This window comes from Roseiterribacter gracilis (assembly GCA_018332375.1).
GTDB classification, from domain to species: Bacteria; Pseudomonadota; Alphaproteobacteria; order BOG-932; family Roseiterribacteraceae; genus Roseiterribacter; species Roseiterribacter gracilis.
Genome location: BOPV01000001.1, coordinates 2,039,519 through 2,055,480 on the forward strand (window position 1 = coordinate 2,039,519; position 15,962 = coordinate 2,055,480).

Annotated in this window: 13 protein-coding genes and 1 other RNA gene; 11 read left to right on the plus strand and 3 right to left on the minus strand. The window is 64.7% G+C overall.

Annotation, left to right across the window (positions count from 1 at the left end):
* Positions 1-54 precede the first annotated feature (54 nt).
* From TMPK1_RS10120 to TMPK1_RS10130, 3 genes are all read right to left on the minus strand, one after another.
* On the minus strand, positions 55-849 hold the full coding sequence (locus tag TMPK1_RS10120) for a response regulator (protein WP_420242885.1): 795 nt from the start codon (positions 847-849) through the stop codon (positions 55-57).
* A 107-nt stretch (positions 850-956) separates the two neighbouring features.
* Positions 957-1,463, minus strand: coding sequence for a sigma-70 family RNA polymerase sigma factor (locus tag TMPK1_RS10125; RefSeq protein ID WP_420242886.1), 507 nt, complete (start codon positions 1,461-1,463; stop codon positions 957-959).
* Entirely contained in the window at positions 1,463-4,990 is a 3,528-nt protein-coding gene (locus TMPK1_RS10130; protein ID WP_420242887.1) for a hydantoinase B/oxoprolinase family protein, read from the minus strand. The genes TMPK1_RS10125 and TMPK1_RS10130 overlap by 1 nt, the downstream gene beginning before the upstream one ends.
* A 93-nt stretch (positions 4,991-5,083) precedes the next feature.
* On the opposite strand from TMPK1_RS10130, the gene TMPK1_RS10135 reads away from it, so the two are divergent.
* The 11 genes from TMPK1_RS10135 to TMPK1_RS10185 all read left to right on the plus strand — a co-directional run bounded on the left by TMPK1_RS10135 (position 5,084) and on the right by TMPK1_RS10185 (position 15,960).
* Positions 5,084-5,833, plus strand: coding sequence for a haloacid dehalogenase type II (locus tag TMPK1_RS10135; RefSeq protein WP_420242888.1), 750 nt, complete (start codon positions 5,084-5,086; stop codon positions 5,831-5,833).
* A gap of 43 nt (positions 5,834-5,876) precedes the next feature.
* Complete coding sequence (locus tag TMPK1_RS10140) at positions 5,877-6,641, plus strand: TerB family tellurite resistance protein (protein WP_420242889.1); 765 nt, start codon at positions 5,877-5,879, stop codon at positions 6,639-6,641.
* Between the two features lie 118 nt (positions 6,642-6,759).
* Entirely contained in the window at positions 6,760-7,635 is an 876-nt protein-coding gene (locus TMPK1_RS10145) for a DMT family transporter (RefSeq protein ID WP_420242890.1), read from the plus strand.
* A complete protein-coding gene (locus TMPK1_RS10150; protein WP_420242891.1) occupies positions 7,635-8,315 on the plus strand; it encodes an N-acetylmuramoyl-L-alanine amidase in 681 nt (226 codons plus the stop codon). The genes TMPK1_RS10145 and TMPK1_RS10150 overlap by 1 nt, the downstream gene beginning before the upstream one ends.
* A gap of 7 nt (positions 8,316-8,322) precedes the next feature.
* Positions 8,323-8,707: RNase P RNA component class A (gene rnpB, locus TMPK1_RS10155), an RNA gene on the plus strand.
* 465 nt (positions 8,708-9,172) lie between these two features.
* The gene (locus TMPK1_RS10160) at positions 9,173-9,652 is read left to right on the plus strand and encodes a division/cell wall cluster transcriptional repressor MraZ (protein WP_420242892.1); all 480 of its coding nucleotides are present in this window, start codon (positions 9,173-9,175) and stop codon (positions 9,650-9,652) included.
* Entirely contained in the window at positions 9,652-10,584 is a 933-nt protein-coding gene (gene rsmH, locus TMPK1_RS10165; protein ID WP_420242893.1) for a 16S rRNA (cytosine(1402)-N(4))-methyltransferase RsmH, read from the plus strand. The genes TMPK1_RS10160 and rsmH overlap by 1 nt, the downstream gene beginning before the upstream one ends.
* A 54-nt stretch (positions 10,585-10,638) precedes the next feature.
* Complete coding sequence (gene ftsL, locus TMPK1_RS10170; protein ID WP_420242894.1) at positions 10,639-11,235, plus strand: cell division protein FtsL; 597 nt, start codon at positions 10,639-10,641, stop codon at positions 11,233-11,235.
* Complete coding sequence (locus TMPK1_RS10175; RefSeq protein WP_420242895.1) at positions 11,235-13,094, plus strand: peptidoglycan D,D-transpeptidase FtsI family protein; 1,860 nt, start codon at positions 11,235-11,237, stop codon at positions 13,092-13,094. The genes ftsL and TMPK1_RS10175 overlap by 1 nt, the downstream gene beginning before the upstream one ends.
* Entirely contained in the window at positions 13,094-14,545 is a 1,452-nt protein-coding gene (locus TMPK1_RS10180) for a UDP-N-acetylmuramoyl-L-alanyl-D-glutamate--2,6-diaminopimelate ligase (RefSeq protein ID WP_420242896.1), read from the plus strand. The genes TMPK1_RS10175 and TMPK1_RS10180 overlap by 1 nt, the downstream gene beginning before the upstream one ends.
* Positions 14,542-15,960 (plus strand): UDP-N-acetylmuramoyl-tripeptide--D-alanyl-D-alanine ligase, encoded by a 1,419-nt coding sequence (locus TMPK1_RS10185; RefSeq protein ID WP_420242897.1) that lies wholly within the window; start codon positions 14,542-14,544, stop codon positions 15,958-15,960. The genes TMPK1_RS10180 and TMPK1_RS10185 overlap by 4 nt, the downstream gene beginning before the upstream one ends.
* Positions 15,961-15,962: the final 2 nt, after the last annotated feature.

Here is a 15,962-nt window from a genome sequence, read left to right on the forward strand (position 1 = left end):
GCTCTCGCCGGCCTTTTTGCAAAGACGTCAGAGGCCGGCTGCGCCGGCCTTGATTCAGGCCCGGACCAAAGCCTCGGGCGCCGAGAAGGACAGCGCCTGGCCGATCGCCACTTTCAGCGTTTCGGGATCGAAGGGCTTGGTGATGATGAAGGCCGGCTCGACGCGGTCGCCGGTGAGCAGGCGCTCCGGGAAGCCAGTCACGAAAATCACCGGCGCATCCATCGCGCGCAGAATCTCTTGCACCGTCACGATGCCGCTGTCGCCGTCCTGCAGCTGCACGTCGGCAAGCACCAGGCCTGGACGGTGTTTCTGCGCTAGCGCGACTGCTTCGGCCTGGCGGGCGGCAACGCCGACCACGGTGTGACCGAGCGATTCGACGATCGACTGGATGTCCATCGCGATCACCGGCTCGTCTTCGATGATCAGCACGCGCGCGGTCGACTGACGCTTCAGCTCGGCACGCGCGGCGGTCAGATGCTCGTGCACCTCGCTCTCGTCGAGTTCGAGGATCAACGCTGCTTCGGTGGTGGTGAAACCTTCGAGCGACACGAGCAACAGGATCTGCCGTTCCAGCGACGGTAGCGACGCAAGCTGCGCGCTCAACGCTTCGTCGCCGCCATTGACGCGGTCGGCCGGAATTGCCCGGTCGAAGATGCTCCACGCGTCATGGAAGACACGGAACAGCTCGACGCGAACGTCCGACGCTTTTTTCATGCGATCGGGCTCGGCGATAATCGCTTCGATTGCGACCCGCACATATTGATCGCCGGTCTGCTGCGATCCGGTCAGCGCACGCGCGTAGCGGCGCAGGTAAGGCAGCAACTTAACGATGTCTTGGCTGACGCTCATGCGAACGGGCTACCCGAGTTCAAGATTGGTTCATGCCGCCTGGATTGAGAAAGGCGGCGGCCTGCGACAACGAAAGCTAGGGCAGTTTCGTTCCCCACGCCATGCCATCAGCCGGATAAAGGTGGATTGAAATGCGCCGCACCGGCATCGAGCGCCTTTTTTAGTTCATTTCGTGCCCGATTCAGGCGCGATTTGATGGTTCCGACCGCGACACCGCAGACTTCCGCAGCTTCTTCATAACTCATCCCCGCCGCCGAGATCAGGACCAGGATTTCGCGATGCTCGACCGCTAGCGTCTGCAACGCCCGCCCGACCTCATTGACCTCAATCGTCGTGTCCTGGGTTGCCGCAACCGGCAGGGCGCTGTCGGGGATGTCGCCCATCGGTTCGACCTCGAACCGGCGCCGGCGCACATTGTTGATGTAGTGGTTGCGCAGGATGGTCAGCAGCCAGGCTTTGAGGTTGGTGCCGGGCTGAAACTGCGCTTCAGCGGACAGGGCGCGCAGAATCGTATCGTGCACGAGATCGTCGGCCCATTCCTTGCGGCCGGTCAGCGAACGCGCCACCGCACGCAGATGCGGCAGGTATTCGACGATCCGTTCACGAAAATCCATCATTCCTCACCGAAGCCGCCACCACCTGGCGTTTCCAGCCGCAAGGCCGCACCGGCCGGCAAGTCGATCCGCACAGATGATGGCAACGCTTCAGAGGTTCCATCGGCTCGCAGAATTTTGGTCGTGCCGCGCGCGCCCGCACCGCCGCCGGCAAGACCGAACGGCGCCTGTATGCGGCGATTGGCCAGCACCGACACGGTCATGTCGCGCAGAAAGCGGATTTGCCGCACGACGCCGTCGCCGCCGCGGAACGTTCCGCCGCCGCCACTGCCGCGCCGTATCGAAAACTGCTCCAACCGCACCGGATAGCGCGTCTCGAGAATCTCGACATCGGTGAGACGCGAATTGGTCATGTGCGTATGAACCGCGCTGGCGCCGGCAAAGCCGGGTCCCGCCCCCGCACCACCGCAGACCGTTTCGTAATACTGCACGCGGCCGTCGCCGAACGTGGTGTTGTTCATCGTGCCCTGGCTGGCGGCCAGCGCGCCAAGACATCCGAACAGACAATCGACAACGGCTTGGCTCGTTTCGACATTGCCCGCGACTACCGCAGCGGGCGCGACCGGTGCCAACATCGACGGCGCTGGCACGATCAACGCAACCGGTTCCAGGCAACCGTCATTCAGCGGAATGTCGTCGTCGAGCAAGGTGCGCAGCACATACAGCACCGCTGCGCGCACGATCGATGTCGGCGCGTTGGAATTGTCGGGACGAATGGGATCGGTGCCGGTGAAGTCGATCGTGAGCTTGTCGTCTGCCGGCGTGATGCGCACGCGGATCGTGGCGCCGGAATCCATGGTCACGGCAAAGCTGCCGCCCTCGATGCGCAAGAGCAGGCCGCGCACCGCATCGGCGGCGTAGCGGCGCAGATGGCCGACATAGGCATCGACCGCTTCGCGCCCCTGCATCGACACCAAGCGCGCCAGTGCAGCACCGCCGCTCGCCGCAGCCGCGATCTGCGCTTGCAGATCGCCGATCGTCTGCGCCACGTCGCGCGCCGGATAGGGAATGTCGGTAAAAGCAGCGCGCGCCGCGTCGAGCTGGAATTCACCGTCGCGCACCAACACCAGCCGGCCAAACCGCGCGCCCTCTTCGTCGATCGAGGTTGAATCGGCCGGCATCGAACCCGGGGTCGTGCCGCCGATATCGGCATGATGGCCGCGCGCTGCGACGTAGAAAGCGGGTTCGGACTCGCTATCGAGAAACACCGGCGCCACGACCGTGATGTCGGGCAGATGCGTGCCGCCGCGATAGGGATCGTTGGTCGCAACCACTTCGCCGCGCGACAACGGCAACACCGCACGCACCGCGTCGCCCATCGAGCCCAGATGCACGGGAATATGCGGCGCGTTGGCGATCAGTCGCCCGTCGCGATCGAACAGCGCGCAGGAATAATCGAGCCGCTCTTTGATGTTGGTCGAACGCGCGCTGGCACGCAGCGACTCGCCCATCTCTTCGGCCACCGCCATGAAGGCTTTGTTGAACAACTCCAGCCGGGCTGGATCGAACGATGCATCGCGCGACACGATGCGCGCTTCGACGCGGGTTAAACGCAAGGTGCCGTCGGGCTCGACGCGGGCGCGCCACCCCGGTGCCACGAAACTGGTTGCACCCGCATCGGTGATGATCGCTGGACCGCTGATCACGTCGTCGACCGCCAGCGCGGCACGATCGACGCGCAGCGCGCTGACTTCTTCGCCGTCGATGACCAACGTCGCGCGCTCGACCGCAGCCTCCACCGTCGGCAGTGGCGGTGGCAGGCGCGGCGGGGTTGCTGCACGCGATGCCTCCACCGCGATGGAATCAACCACGATGGGCACGCTTGGCGTCAGAAACCCGAAGCGGCGGCGGTGCGCCGCTTCAAAGTCGCGCACGATGTCGCCGGGTTGCACCGCCAGCGGCGAGTCCGCACCGGCATATTTGCACCAGATCGTGACTGCGATCGGCGCAGCCGGATCTTGCAACTCGGCGCGCACTTGGCGCGCAAGCGCATCGGTGACCGCGTCGATCGGCGCCTCATCCAATGTTCGTTCGACCGATCGCTGCGCAACGGCCGTCGCGGGCGCATGCGCGATGCCCCAGGCCGACAACAAACCCGCCAGCGGATGAATCAAAACGTCGCCGCAACCGATCGCATCGGCGACTGCGCAAGCGTGCTGGCCGCCCGCGCCACCGAACGCAACCAACGCGGCGCGCGACGGATCATGGCCGCGCGCAATCGACACGCGCCGGATCGCAGCCGCCATCGTCGCGTCGGCGATGGCGAGAAATCCTTCGGCCAGCTCTTCGCGCGAACGCTGCGTTCCGGTCGCCGCAGCAACTTCGGCCACGAGGGCGTCAAACTTTTGTTCGACTGCGTCGCGATCGAGCGGCTGATCACCGTTGGGACCGAACACATGCGGAAAACGCGCCGGATCGACACGCCCCAGCAGCAGATTGCAGTCGGTGACCGTCAACGGTCCGCCGCGGCGATAACAGGCGGGTCCCGGAACCGCACCTGCGCTTTCAGGCCCGACGCGCAGTCGCGCACCGTCAAACCGACAGATCGAACCGCCGCCCGCTGCAACCGTGTGGACGCGCAGCATCGGCGTTGCGAGACGCACGCCAGCCACCACCGTTTCGACAGTGCGTTCCAACGTGCCGTCCCACCACGAAACGTCGGTCGAGGTGCCGCCCATATCGAATCCGATTGCGGCTGCGTGCCCGTGCGCAGCCGCAACCGATGCAGCACCGACCAACCCACCCGCCGGTCCCGACAAGACGCTGTCACGCCCGCGAAAGCGCGCTGCGTCGGCAAGACCGCCATTCGATTGCATGAAGGCAAGCTGCGCCGCGCCGAGGCTGGCGGATAAGGTCGCGACATAGGCGCGGATCGCGGGCGATAAATACGCATCGACTTCGGTCACGTCGCCACGCGGCACGTAGCGGATCAGCGGACTGACTTCGTGGCTGACCGACACTTGCTGAAAACCCGCTTCGCGCGCGAGCCGCGCCAGAATTTGTTCGTGCGCCGGATGACGGTCGCCATGCACCAGCACGATCGCCACCGCTTCAAAGCCGCACGCCTCGGCATCGCGCAAATCGCGCCGCGCTGATTCCTCATCCAGCGCCGTGACGATGGTGCCGTCGGCGCCGATCCGCTCGTCGATTTCCAGCACTGCCTCGTGCAGCGGCGCCGGCAGAATGATTTCGCGCGCGAACAGATCGGGGCGTGCCTGGCTGCCGATGCGCAACACGTCGGCAAAGCCGCGCGTCGTCACCAGCAAGGTGCGTGCGCCTTTGCGTTCGAGCAGCGCATTGGTGCCGATGGTGGTGCCGATCGTCGCGGACTCGACGTTTTGAAATTTTGTCGCCTGCGCGACGGGCGCACCCGCGAGACTCGCGATCGCATGCAAGGCCGCATCGTCGTAGCGGCCAGGCGCAGAGGACAGAAGCTTGGTCACGGTCAGCGTGCCGTCGGGCCGCGCCGCAACGACGTCGGTGAAGGTCCCGCCTCGATCGATCCAGAACCGCCAACCGCTCGCCATGTGAACTCCCTGCCGGCAACCATCGGTTTGCGCAAGAGTGAATTGCCCGGTCGTGCCGGTTCATCGCGGCAGTGCCCATCGCACAGTCGTGCAATGCAAAGACGTCAATTCCTGCGCGCCGTACCCGCCGCAGCGCTGTCCATGTCGGTCGCACATGCGGCACCGCGACCGCTGCGCGCGGTGCTGTTCGATGCGTTTCCAATCTTCGATCCACGGCCGATCGCTGCCGAAGCCGAACGACTCTTTCCCGGTCGCGGCGCGGAATTGATGCTGGTCTGGCGTACGCGCCAATTCGAATATGCCTGGCTGCGGCAATTGTCGGGCAGCTACGCCGACTTCGCGGTCACGACCAACGACTCGTTGATCTACGCATTGCGCGCGCTGGGCCTGACGCTCGACAGCGCGAAGCGCGACGCGCTGGTCGATCTCTACGCGCATCTACGCCCCTGGCCCGACGTTCGTGCGTCACTGACCGCTCTTCGCGCAGCCGGGCTGCGCCTCGCCATTCTGTCCAATCTGTCGCCCGCCATGCTGCAAAACGGCGTCGGAGAATCGAATCTCAGCGCGTTCTTCGAACATGTGCTGAGCACCGATCGCATCCAGCGCTACAAGCCGGATCCTGCTGCCTATGCGCTCGGCACCGACGCGCTGGGCCTGCCGCGCGACGAAATTCTGTTCGCAGCCTTTGCCGGCTGGGATGCAGCCGGCGCCAAACGGTTCGGCTATCCGACCTACTGGATCAACCGCACCAACGCACCGTTGGAAGAGCTGGGCGTGCAACCGGACAGGACTGGCAGCGACCTTGCGGGGCTGGTCGCGTTTGCGACTCGGCATCGCAGCTAGAACGCTACCGATGCGGCCGGCGCTCGTTTATCGTCGCGCCGCAATGAGCATCTGGGGAAAACTGGTCGGCGGCAGCGTCGGTCTCGCTTTTGGCGGACCGATCGGCGGATTGCTGGGCGCGCTCGCGGGACACGCGGTCGATCTGCATGCGGCGGACTGGGTCGAAACCGGCACCGCGCTGGTCGCAACGCCGCGCGACGAAACCCAGCACATCGTCTTCACCATCGGCGTCATCGTCTTGTCGGCCAAAATGGCGAAAGTCGATGGCCGCGTGACGCATGACGAGATCGATGCGTTTCGCGACATGTTTCACATTCCGCCGCACGAGCTGAAGAACGTCGCGCGCGTCTTCGACCTCGCCAAGCGCGATGCGGGCGGCTTCGAACCCTATGCACGCCAGGTCGCGCAACTGTTGCGCAACCGGCCGGCCGTGCTGGAAGAAGTGCTCGACTGCCTGTTTCATATCGCGCGCGCCGACGGCAAAGTCGGCGAAGCGGAAATCGACTTCCTGCGCGCCGTCGCCGACATTTTCGGATTCTCGCCCGCCGAGTTCCACCGCATCGCAGCCTCGAACGGCGTCGATCCGACCTTGGGTGGCGAAACCGATCCCTACGCGGTTCTCGGCCTTGGCAAAGACGTCAGCGACGACGATGCGCGCGCAGCGTGGAAGCGACTGGTGCGCGAACACCATCCCGATCGCCTGACCGCGCAAGGCCTGCCGCCCGAATTCGTGCGCATGGCCACCGAAAAACTGGCGCGCATCAACGCGGCCTGGGATCGCATCGCCAAAGAGCGCGGCCTGAATTAGCGGCGAAGCCGCTCCCGGATTTCGCTTCTTGAATGGAAAGCCGGGAGGCGCTTCGCGCCTAGGTTCCATGCGCAACTATCGGGTCGCGACGCGGTGCGCCTCCGCTAGGTTGCGGCCAATGTCCCCACGCGATCTCTGTCTTGCCGTTCTTGTCGCCGCTTTGTGGGGCTGCAACTTCGTCGCCGCGAAGCTGGCGATGCATGACATTCCGCCGCTGATGACGACCGGTTTGCGCTTCGTGCTGGTCGCCGCGCTGCTGCTGCCGTTTCAGCGCTTTCCGCGCGGACAATTCTGGCCGTTGGTTCGCGTCGGCATGGTGCTGGGCGTGTTCCATTTCGGCGTGCTGTTCTGGGCATTGCGCACGGTCGATGCGGGATCGGCAGCGATCGTCATTCAGCTGCAAGTGCCGCTTGGCACATTGCTGGCCGCGATCCTGCTGGGTGAACGCGTCACGCGGCTGCAGGTCTTCGGCATCATCGTCGCGTTCGGCGGTCTGGTCGTCGTGTTGGGTGCGCCAGCACTTGCCGACAAGCCGTTCGAAGTCGCGCTGTTGCTCAGCGCTGCATTCGCTTTCGCCTTTGCCAGCATTCAGTCGAAACAGCTCGCCAGCCTGCCGCCCTTCACCCAGACCGCGTGGCTGGGCGCAATTGCGGGGCCGGTGCTGGTGGCGTTGAGTCTGGTTCTCGAACAAGACGCCATCGCACGCACCGTCGCCGCGCATTGGTCGAGTTGGGGCGGCTTCGCGTATACGGTCTGCGCCTCGACTTTGGCCGGCTATGGGCTGTGGTACACGCTGTTGGCGCGCAATCGCGTCAGCCATCTGATGCCGTTCATGCTGCTGGTGCCGGTTTTTGCGGTTCTGTCGGGCATCGCGGTGCTGGGCGAAAAGTTGCACGTCCAAATCGTCGTCGGCGGCGTGCTTGTGCTTGCAGGCGTGGCCCTGGTCGTGCTTCGCAAGGCGGCACCCGTGCCGACTCTTGCCGAAGCGGATTGATGCCGGACATCGTCGAACGACCCTCACCGAATTTCGGCCCTCGACGGGAAAGCCCGATCGACATGCTGGTGCTGCATTATACCGGCATGCGCGACGCAGCCTCGGCGCTCGCGCGGCTGTGCGATCCTGCGTCGCAAGTCAGTGCGCACTACGTCGTCGATGAAGACGGCACGATCTATCGACTGGTCGAGGAAACGCAGCGTGCCTGGCATGCGGGCGTGTCGCAGTGGCGCGACATTCGCGACGTCAATTCGCGGTCGATCGGGATCGAGATCGTCAATCCGGGTCACGATTTCGCCTACCACCCGTTCCCGGCTGCGCAGATGGCGGCGGTTGCCGATCTCGCGCACGACATTCTTGGCCGGCACCCGATTCCGCCGCGCAACGTCGTCGGTCACAGCGACATCGCACCGGCGCGCAAGATCGATCCCGGCGAGAAATTCGACTGGCGTGGCTTGGCTGCGCAGAAGATCGGCCTGTTTCCGTTGGCGCGCGAAACGACGTCGCGCAGCCTGCTCGACCTGCTTGCTGCCTATGGCTACGACGTCCGTGACGCTGCAGCTGCAATCGGTGCATTCCAACGGCATTTCCGCACGTCGCGCATCAACGGCGTCGAAGATGCGGAATGCCGCGAACTTGCCGCCGCGCTTTCAAAGCTCGCCGGTCTCAATTACGAGTAGCGCCGCGTCAGACGGCTGGATGACCGCGCGCCTGCGTAAAGCAGGATCGGGCGAGGAAAGTCCGGGCTCCACGGACGAACGGTGCCGGCTAACGGCCGGCGGGGGCGACCCCAGGGACAGTGGCACAGAAAGCAAACCGCCCCGGACTTGATCCGGGGTAAGGGTGAAAGGGTGCGGTAAGAGCGCACCGCGCGGCCAGCAATGGTCGTGGCAGGCAAAACCCCACCGGGAGCAAGATCGAATAGGGGTGGCTCGAAGCCTTGAGCTTCAGACGTGTCCGCGTCGCCGCCCGGGTGGATCGCGTGAGGCGCGGAGTAATCCGCGTCCCAGAGGAATGGTCATCCACTCTCTTCGGAGGGGGACAGAACCCGGCTTACAGGCCGTCTGACGCCTCCCTACGCCATGGCTTCGGGAGGCAGGCTTCTCCCGGTGCTTTGGCGTAGGGAGGCGAATCTCGCGAAGCTTTAGCGCAGGGAGACGCGTGACTTTGACCTAATCTACTGATTCAATTGGCAGTATCGGTGAATCACCCGATCTGCGATGGATCCCGCCGCGCTACGGGCAAAAGCCGCCAGAACAGAAACGGAACGAAGCTCGAGTCGGGGAAGAACTGTCCCGGCGACAAGGCCGTGCGAAAGCACAGTTTTTAACTCTACCGGCGAGCTGACTCGGCCCTTCGGAACGTCGCCGAACCCCTTGGTTTTGCTACGTTTCCCCGTTGTGGCCCATGAAATCCCATGATATCCCATGCCATCCCAGGTCTGTCGCGACCGGGGTGCTCGCGGCATTCGGCTTTCGGCCGGTTGCGCGGCTAGGGGGCGACGCACTTACCGACCTGGAGGCACGGCGACCGGCCGATGTCTTTGCTGCTGAACACATCGCTCTTCCTGAGCACGCACGTGAACAAGATCGACGGCAAAGGCCGCGTCTCGTTCCCGGCGAGCTTTCGCGCGGCCTTGGCCGCGCGATCGAGCCAGGGCGTTGTGATCTTCAAGTCGCTGCATGAAACCGCGCTCGAAGGTTTCACCATCGAGCGTCTGCATCAGATGGCGCAGGCGCTGGAACAGCTGCCGCCCTTCTCGGCGCAGCGCACCGCGCTGGAAACCGCGATCTTCGCCAACACGCAGGAACTCGCGATCGACAAAGAAGGTCGCTGCTCGCTGCCGAAAGATCTCGCAGCGCTCGTCGGCATTACGAACAACGAAGTCGCCTTCGTCGGCAAAGGCTCGACCTTCCAGATCTGGGAGCCGTCGGCGCATGCAGCCGCGCTGAAAAGCGCAACCGACGCCGTCAAAAGCGGCGACGTTGAATTTCCCAAGCTAACGGGGCTGGTTTGATGACCAGTCCCCATATTCCTGTCCTGCTGCGCGAAGTCATCGACGCGCTCAACGTTCGCAACGACGCGACCTATGTCGACGGCACGTTCGGCGCCGGCGGGTACACGCGCGCAATTCTCGACGCCGCCAATTGCAAAGTGATCGCGATCGATCGCGATCCCGACGCGATCAAGAACGGGAAGCAGCTGGTCGATAGCAGCAACAACCGGCTCGAATTGCTGCACGGCCAGTTCGGCGACATGCATCGCTTGCTCGGTGATCGTCGCGTCGATGGCGTGACGTTGGATCTCGGCGTCTCGTCGATGCAACTCGACCAGGCCGAGCGCGGTTTCTCGTTCCGCTTTGACGGGCCGCTCGATATGCGCATGGCGCAGGACGGTCCCAGCGCCGCCGATCTCGTCAACACGATGGACGAAGGCGAGCTTGCCGATCTGATTTATCAGTTCGGCGAAGAGCGCCTGTCGCGCCGGGTTGCAAAAGCCATCGTCGCGCGCCGTCCGTTTGAACGGACCTTGCAGCTCGCCGATGCGGTTCGCAGCGCGGTGCCGAAAAAAGGCGACGGCATCGATCCCGCAACGCGCACGTTTCAGGCGCTGCGCATTGCGGTCAATGACGAGCTGGGCGAACTCGATCGCGCGCTGATTGCAGCCGAACATGTGCTGGCCGCCGGCGGCCGTCTCGCCATCGTCACCTTCCACTCGCTGGAAGACCGGCGCGTGAAGAATTTCCTGACCGCACGCAGCGGCCGCACGCCGTCGCCGTCGCGGCACCTGCCCGCTGCTGCGGATTCGCGCCGCCCGACCTTCAATCTGGTTTCGTCGAAAGCGATCGCCGCCAGCGACGAAGAGACTCGCGCCAATCCGCGCGCGCGTTCGGCCAAACTGCGCGCCGCCGAACGCACCGACGCGCCGGCCTGGAATCTTGCAGCGTGATTAGGCCCACGTCCCATAGCGAGGGAGCGCACGTAGGCGCGCGGGAGGGGTCTGATGATTAGACTCTCCACCTTTGTCGGGTTGGCCCTCGCCAGCGTCGCGGCGGGTCTGGTGATGCACGTCTCCTATCGCGTGCAACGCACCGAGGCCTATCTGGCCAAGCTCGAGCGCGAAATCGTGCGCGAGCAGGATCAGATCCGCGTGCTCGACGCCGAGTGGAGCTATCTGAACGATCCCGCGCGCATCGAAGCGCTGGCGCGTCGTCATCTGTTGCTGGGCCCGATGTCGGTGAAGAAGATCGTGTCGCTCGACGCGATCCCGCTGCGCGATCCCAACAGCGTGGTTGCCCCTGGTCCGCTGGTGATCAAAGCGCCGCCGGCGCCGTTGAAGCCGACCGATCGCGCAGGCGATCAAAGACTAGAACCGGTTGCGCCGCCGACCATCGTCGCCGAACGCGTCGCGCCGCCTGCAGCCAGCGCGCAACTCGCCGTCGTCAAATCGCCGTCGCAGCAGCCGGCGCCGACACAAAAACTGTCGGCCAAGGAAGCAGCCGCTGCAGCGACGCGCGCAGCGGCCGAGGCGGCTGCGCGCATGCGCACCATTTCCGCGAAATCCGACCCGATCGGTGCGCTGGCCGGCGGAGCGCGCTGATGGACAGCGCGCCGAAGACACCGCGCCCGGACGATGCGTTCCGCGCGCGCGCGCAGGTCCTGAATCTTGAAGGCGGCGCGCGCCAGGTTCTCGACCAGGCCCGCACGCGTCTCGTCGTCGTCGGCGCGGTCTTTGCGCTGTCGCTGACCGCGGTTGCGGTGCGTCTCGGCGATCTTGCTTTTCTGACCCAGCCCGAACCGCGCGCCGCGATCGCAGCGGTGCAGCCGTTCAAAGCCGAACGCGCCGACATCACCGACCGCAACGGCATGTTGCTGGCGACCTCGCTTGCGACTGCGTCGCTGTTTGCCGATCCGGCCAAAGTGCTGGACGCGAAAGAGACCGCCAAACGTCTGGCGCAGGCGCTGCCCGAAGTTTCGTACGGCGACATTCTGCAGAAACTGGAAGGCGGCGGACGCTTTGTCTGGCTGCGTCGCAATCTGACGCCGCGCCAACAAGCCGCCGTGCACAATCTCGGTCTGCCCGGCCTCGATTTCCGTCGCGAAGAACGCCGCATCTATCCCGCCGGCGCCGTGACGAGCCACGTCGTCGGCTTCACCGACGTCGACAATCACGGCCTCGCCGGCATCGAACAAAGCTTCGACAAGATGCTGGGAAAAGGCGAGCCCGTGCGCCTGTCGATCGATCTTCGCCTGCAGCACATGCTTCGCCGCGAGATCCAGCAGCAGATCGCCGAGTTCAGCGCGCTGGGCGGCGGCGGCATGATCATGGATGTGCGCACTGGCGAATTGCTGGCGCTGGTGTCGCTGCCCGATTTTGATCCGCAAAGCCCGGGGACAGGCGACGCGGTCAACCGTTTCAATCGTATGACGCTGGGCGTCTACGAAATGGGCTCGACCTTCAAAGTATTTAACACCGCGCTGGCGCTGGAATCCGGCCGCGTGCGCATGGACGATTGGGTCGACGCAACCAAGCCGATCCAAGTCGGCCGCTTCACCATCGACGATTTCCGCACCGAACGCCTGCGGCGTTGGATGAGCGTGCCGGAAGTCTTCACCTTCTCGTCGAACATCGGTTCGGTGCGCGAAGTGCAGCAGGTTGGTCCGGTGGCGCAACAGCGTTTCCTGACCTCGCTGGGTCTGACCGAAAAGCCGAGCCTGGAAATTCCCGAAGTCGGTCGTCCGCACGTGCCGAATCCGTGGCGCGAGATCAACATGATGACGATCGCGTTCGGCCACGGCCTGTCGAGCACGGCGGTGAACAACGTCACCGCCTTCGCCGCGATCGTGAATAATGGCATCTTGCGGCCTGCGACCTTGATCGCGCGGCCAGACGATTACGAAACCAGCGGCGTGCGCGTGGTCAGCCAGACGACCAGCGAAAATGTGCGCCGCCTGCTGCGCCTCAACGCGATCGTCGGTTCGGGCAAGAACGGCAACGTCCCCGGCTATCTGGTCGGCGGCAAGACCGGCACGGCCGAAAAGGCCGGCGGCGGCAAAGGCTATTCGAAGACGGCAAACTTAAGCTCGTTTGTTGCCGCATTTCCGATGAACGATCCGCGTTACGTCGTGTTCGTGTTGATCGACGAACCGCACGGCAACAAAAAGAGCTACGGCTTCTCCACCGGCGCCTGGGTCAGCGCGCCTGCGGTCGGTCGCGTCATCGCCCAAATGGGCCCGCTGTACGGCGTGCCGCCGGTCGACGAGAACGAGCCGTCGGTGCAGCGCGCAATGTATGTCAACGCGACCGCGCCCGGCCGCCGCCTCGGCACCGAGACGTTCGTCGATGCGACGTTGAAACAGCCGATCGATCCGAAGAAGGCAAAGCCACCAGCCAAACTGGTCAGTGCGCCTGCAAGCAATTCGTCCACGCTCCTTCAAAAAGTGAAGGAGACGCGCTGATGCGGTTGATCGAGCTGATCAGCAATGGCGGCAACTCCGCCACCGGACTCGATCCCGAGATTGCCGGTCTGACCGCCGACAGTCGCGCGGTGCAGAAAGGCTTTCTGTTTGCAGCATTGCCCGGCAGCAAAGTCGACGGCAGCAAATTCATCGCCGACGCAGTCGCGGCCGGCGCAGTCGCCATCCTGGGTGCGCCGGGCACGCAAGTGCCTGCAGGCATCGCGCTGGTCACCGACGACAATTTGAAGCGCCGCTTCGCGTGCATGGCCGCGTCTTTCTACAAGACGCAGCCGCGCACCGTCGTCGCCGTCACCGGCACCAACGGCAAAACGTCGACCGCCAGCTTCGCGCGCCAGATTTGGAGCCGGCTCGGTTATCGCGCCGCATCGCTCGGCACGCTGGGTCTGGTTGCGCCGGGTTGGGATCGTCCCGGCTCGCTGACCACGCCCGATCCGGTTGCGCTGCATGCCGATCTCGCAGCGCTGGCTGCCAAAGGCGTCACCCATGTTGCGATGGAAGCGTCGAGCCACGGGCTCGACCAGTATCGCCTCGACGGCGTGCAGGTCAGCGCCGCCGCCTTCACCAATCTGACGCGCGACCATCTCGACTATCACGGCACGTTGGACAAGTATCGCGACGCCAAGGTGCGCCTGTTCAGCGACGTGCTGATGGATGACGGCGTCGCGGTGCTGAACGCCGACATTCCCGAAATCGACCTGCTGATCGGGATCGCTGCGCATCGCCGTCTGCGTACGATGACGTACGGCCGCAACGGGCGCGATTTGAAGATCGTCAACGTGACCGCGCTGCCGCACGGCCAGCGCGTGTCGCTGGAGATCATCGGCCAGCCCTACGACCTGGATTTGAATCTGGTCGGCGGCTTTCAGTTGATGAATGCGCTGGCCGCGCTGGGCCTGGTGCTGGCGCGCGAAACCGACATCGACGCTGCGGTCGACACGCTGTCTTCGCTGGAAGGTGTACGCGGCCGGTTGGAACTTGCAGCCCGCACCGCCACGGGCGCGGCGATCTATGTCGACTATGCGCACACACCCGACGCGCTGGAGACCGTGCTGGTCGCGCTGCGTCCGCACGCGACCGGCAAGCTCACCGTCGTGTTCGGTTGCGGCGGCGATCGCGATCGCGGCAAGCGTCCGCAGATGGCGCAAATCGCCTGCCGCCTCGCCGATCGCGTCATCGTCACCGACGACAATCCGCGCAGCGAAGATCCGGCCGCGATCCGCGGGCAGGTGCTGCAAGGCTGCGCGCGCGCCAGCGACATCGGCGACCGCGAACAAGCGATTCAAACTGCGATTGCCGACCTCGCCGCAGGCGATGTGCTGCTGATCGCAGGCAAGGGGCATGAACAAGGCCAGATCATCGGTACGACCGTGCGTCCGTTCGACGACGCCGAAGTCGCACGCCGTTCGGTCGGCCAGGGAGCAACTGCATGAAAGTTGCCGGCCCCGACATTTTGTGGACGGCGGAAGAAGCGGCGCTGGCCACCGCTGGCCTCGCAATCCAGCCGTGGAATGCCAAAGGCATTTCGATCGACACGCGCACCTGCAAGCCGGGCGATCTGTTCGTGGCGCTGCGCGGTCCGAGTTTCGACGGCCATAAATTCGTGGCGCAGGCCGCAGCCGCAGGCGCGGTTGCCGCCATGGTCGATGAAAGCGTCGAGGGCGACATTCCGCTTCTGTCGGTCAACGATACGATGACCGGTCTCGCCGATTTGGCGCGCGGTGCGCGCGACCGCAGCCGCGCCAAGCTGGTCGCGATCACCGGCTCGGTCGGCAAGACCTCGACCAAAGAAGCATTGGCGGCGGTGCTGCGCGCCCAGGGCAAGACCCATGCGAGCGAAGGCAATCTGAACAATCATTGGGGCCTGCCGCTGTCGCTCGCCCGGATGCCCAGCGACACGCGCTACGCCGTGCTGGAAATGGGCATGAACCATGCGGGCGAGATCGAGAAACTCTCGAACATCGCCGCGCCCGACATTGCGGTGATCACCAATGTCGAGCCCGCCCATATCGGTCACTTCCGCGATCTCGAAGCGGTCGCCGATGCCAAGGCCGAGATTTTCACCGGCATCCGCAAAGGCGGCATCGCGATCCTCAATCGCGACAATGGCCAATATGACCGGCTTGCCGATCGCGCCCACGCCGCCGGCGTCAAACAGATCCTGACTTTCGGCAGCAACGCGCAATGCGACGCGCAGTTGTTGCAAGGCGACGTCAGCGCCGACGGAAGTTTCGCGCGCGCCCGCCTGTTCGATCGCGAGCTAGAATTCCATCTGCAGAATCCCGGCCGCCACCAATTGTTCAACGCGCTGGCCGTGTTGCTTGCAGCAACGCAGCTTGGCGCCGATCCGCTGAAAGTTGCGGAAGACCTTTCGAAAGTGCCGGCGGTCAAAGGTCGCGGCGTCAAAGTGCGCGCCGCAATTCCCGGCGGCGGCATTACGCTGATCGACGAAAGCTACAACGCGTCGCCCGCCAGCGTGGGGGCCGCGTTGTCGGTGCTGGGCTTAGAACAGCCGGCCGGTGAAGGCCGTCGCATCGCTGTGCTTGGCGACATGAAGGAACTGGGCAACCGCTCGGTCGAACTGCACGCCAAGATTCTCGCCGATCTGGTCGAAGCCAAAGTCGATCTCGTTTTCGCCTGCGGCCAGGAAATCCTGCCGTTGGTCGAAGCGATGCCCCTCGCCATGGCGGGCTGGCATTCGGTCGACAGTGTCGAACTTGCCGCAATCGTCGCCGAGCGCGTGCGTCCCGGCGACGTCGTGCTGGTCAAAGGCTCGGCGTCGATGCGCATGGATCGCGTGGTCGAGGCGCTGGTGCGTCTTGCACCCAACAAGAAAAGCGGGGGCTGAGG

Coding starts and splice junctions, on each gene's coding strand:
- TMPK1_RS10120 (WP_420242885.1), bottom strand. CDS start 849: ATGAGCGTCAGCCAAGACATCGTTAAGTTGCTGCCTTACCTGCGCCGC.
- TMPK1_RS10125 (WP_420242886.1), bottom strand. CDS start 1,463: ATGGATTTTCGTGAACGGATCGTCGAATACCTGCCGCATCTGCGTGCG.
- TMPK1_RS10160 (WP_420242892.1), top strand. CDS start 9,173: ATGTCTTTGCTGCTGAACACATCGCTCTTCCTGAGCACGCACGTGAAC.
- TMPK1_RS10130 (WP_420242887.1), bottom strand. CDS start 4,990: ATGGCGAGCGGTTGGCGGTTCTGGATCGATCGAGGCGGGACCTTCACC.
- ftsL (WP_420242894.1), top strand. CDS start 10,639: ATGATTAGACTCTCCACCTTTGTCGGGTTGGCCCTCGCCAGCGTCGCG.
- TMPK1_RS10145 (WP_420242890.1), top strand. CDS start 6,760: ATGTCCCCACGCGATCTCTGTCTTGCCGTTCTTGTCGCCGCTTTGTGG.
- TMPK1_RS10180 (WP_420242896.1), top strand. CDS start 13,094: ATGCGGTTGATCGAGCTGATCAGCAATGGCGGCAACTCCGCCACCGGA.
- rsmH (WP_420242893.1), top strand. CDS start 9,652: ATGACCAGTCCCCATATTCCTGTCCTGCTGCGCGAAGTCATCGACGCG.
- TMPK1_RS10150 (WP_420242891.1), top strand. CDS start 7,635: ATGCCGGACATCGTCGAACGACCCTCACCGAATTTCGGCCCTCGACGG.
- TMPK1_RS10185 (WP_420242897.1), top strand. CDS start 14,542: ATGAAAGTTGCCGGCCCCGACATTTTGTGGACGGCGGAAGAAGCGGCG.
- TMPK1_RS10175 (WP_420242895.1), top strand. CDS start 11,235: ATGGACAGCGCGCCGAAGACACCGCGCCCGGACGATGCGTTCCGCGCG.
- TMPK1_RS10135 (WP_420242888.1), top strand. CDS start 5,084: ATGCAAAGACGTCAATTCCTGCGCGCCGTACCCGCCGCAGCGCTGTCC.
- TMPK1_RS10140 (WP_420242889.1), top strand. CDS start 5,877: ATGAGCATCTGGGGAAAACTGGTCGGCGGCAGCGTCGGTCTCGCTTTT.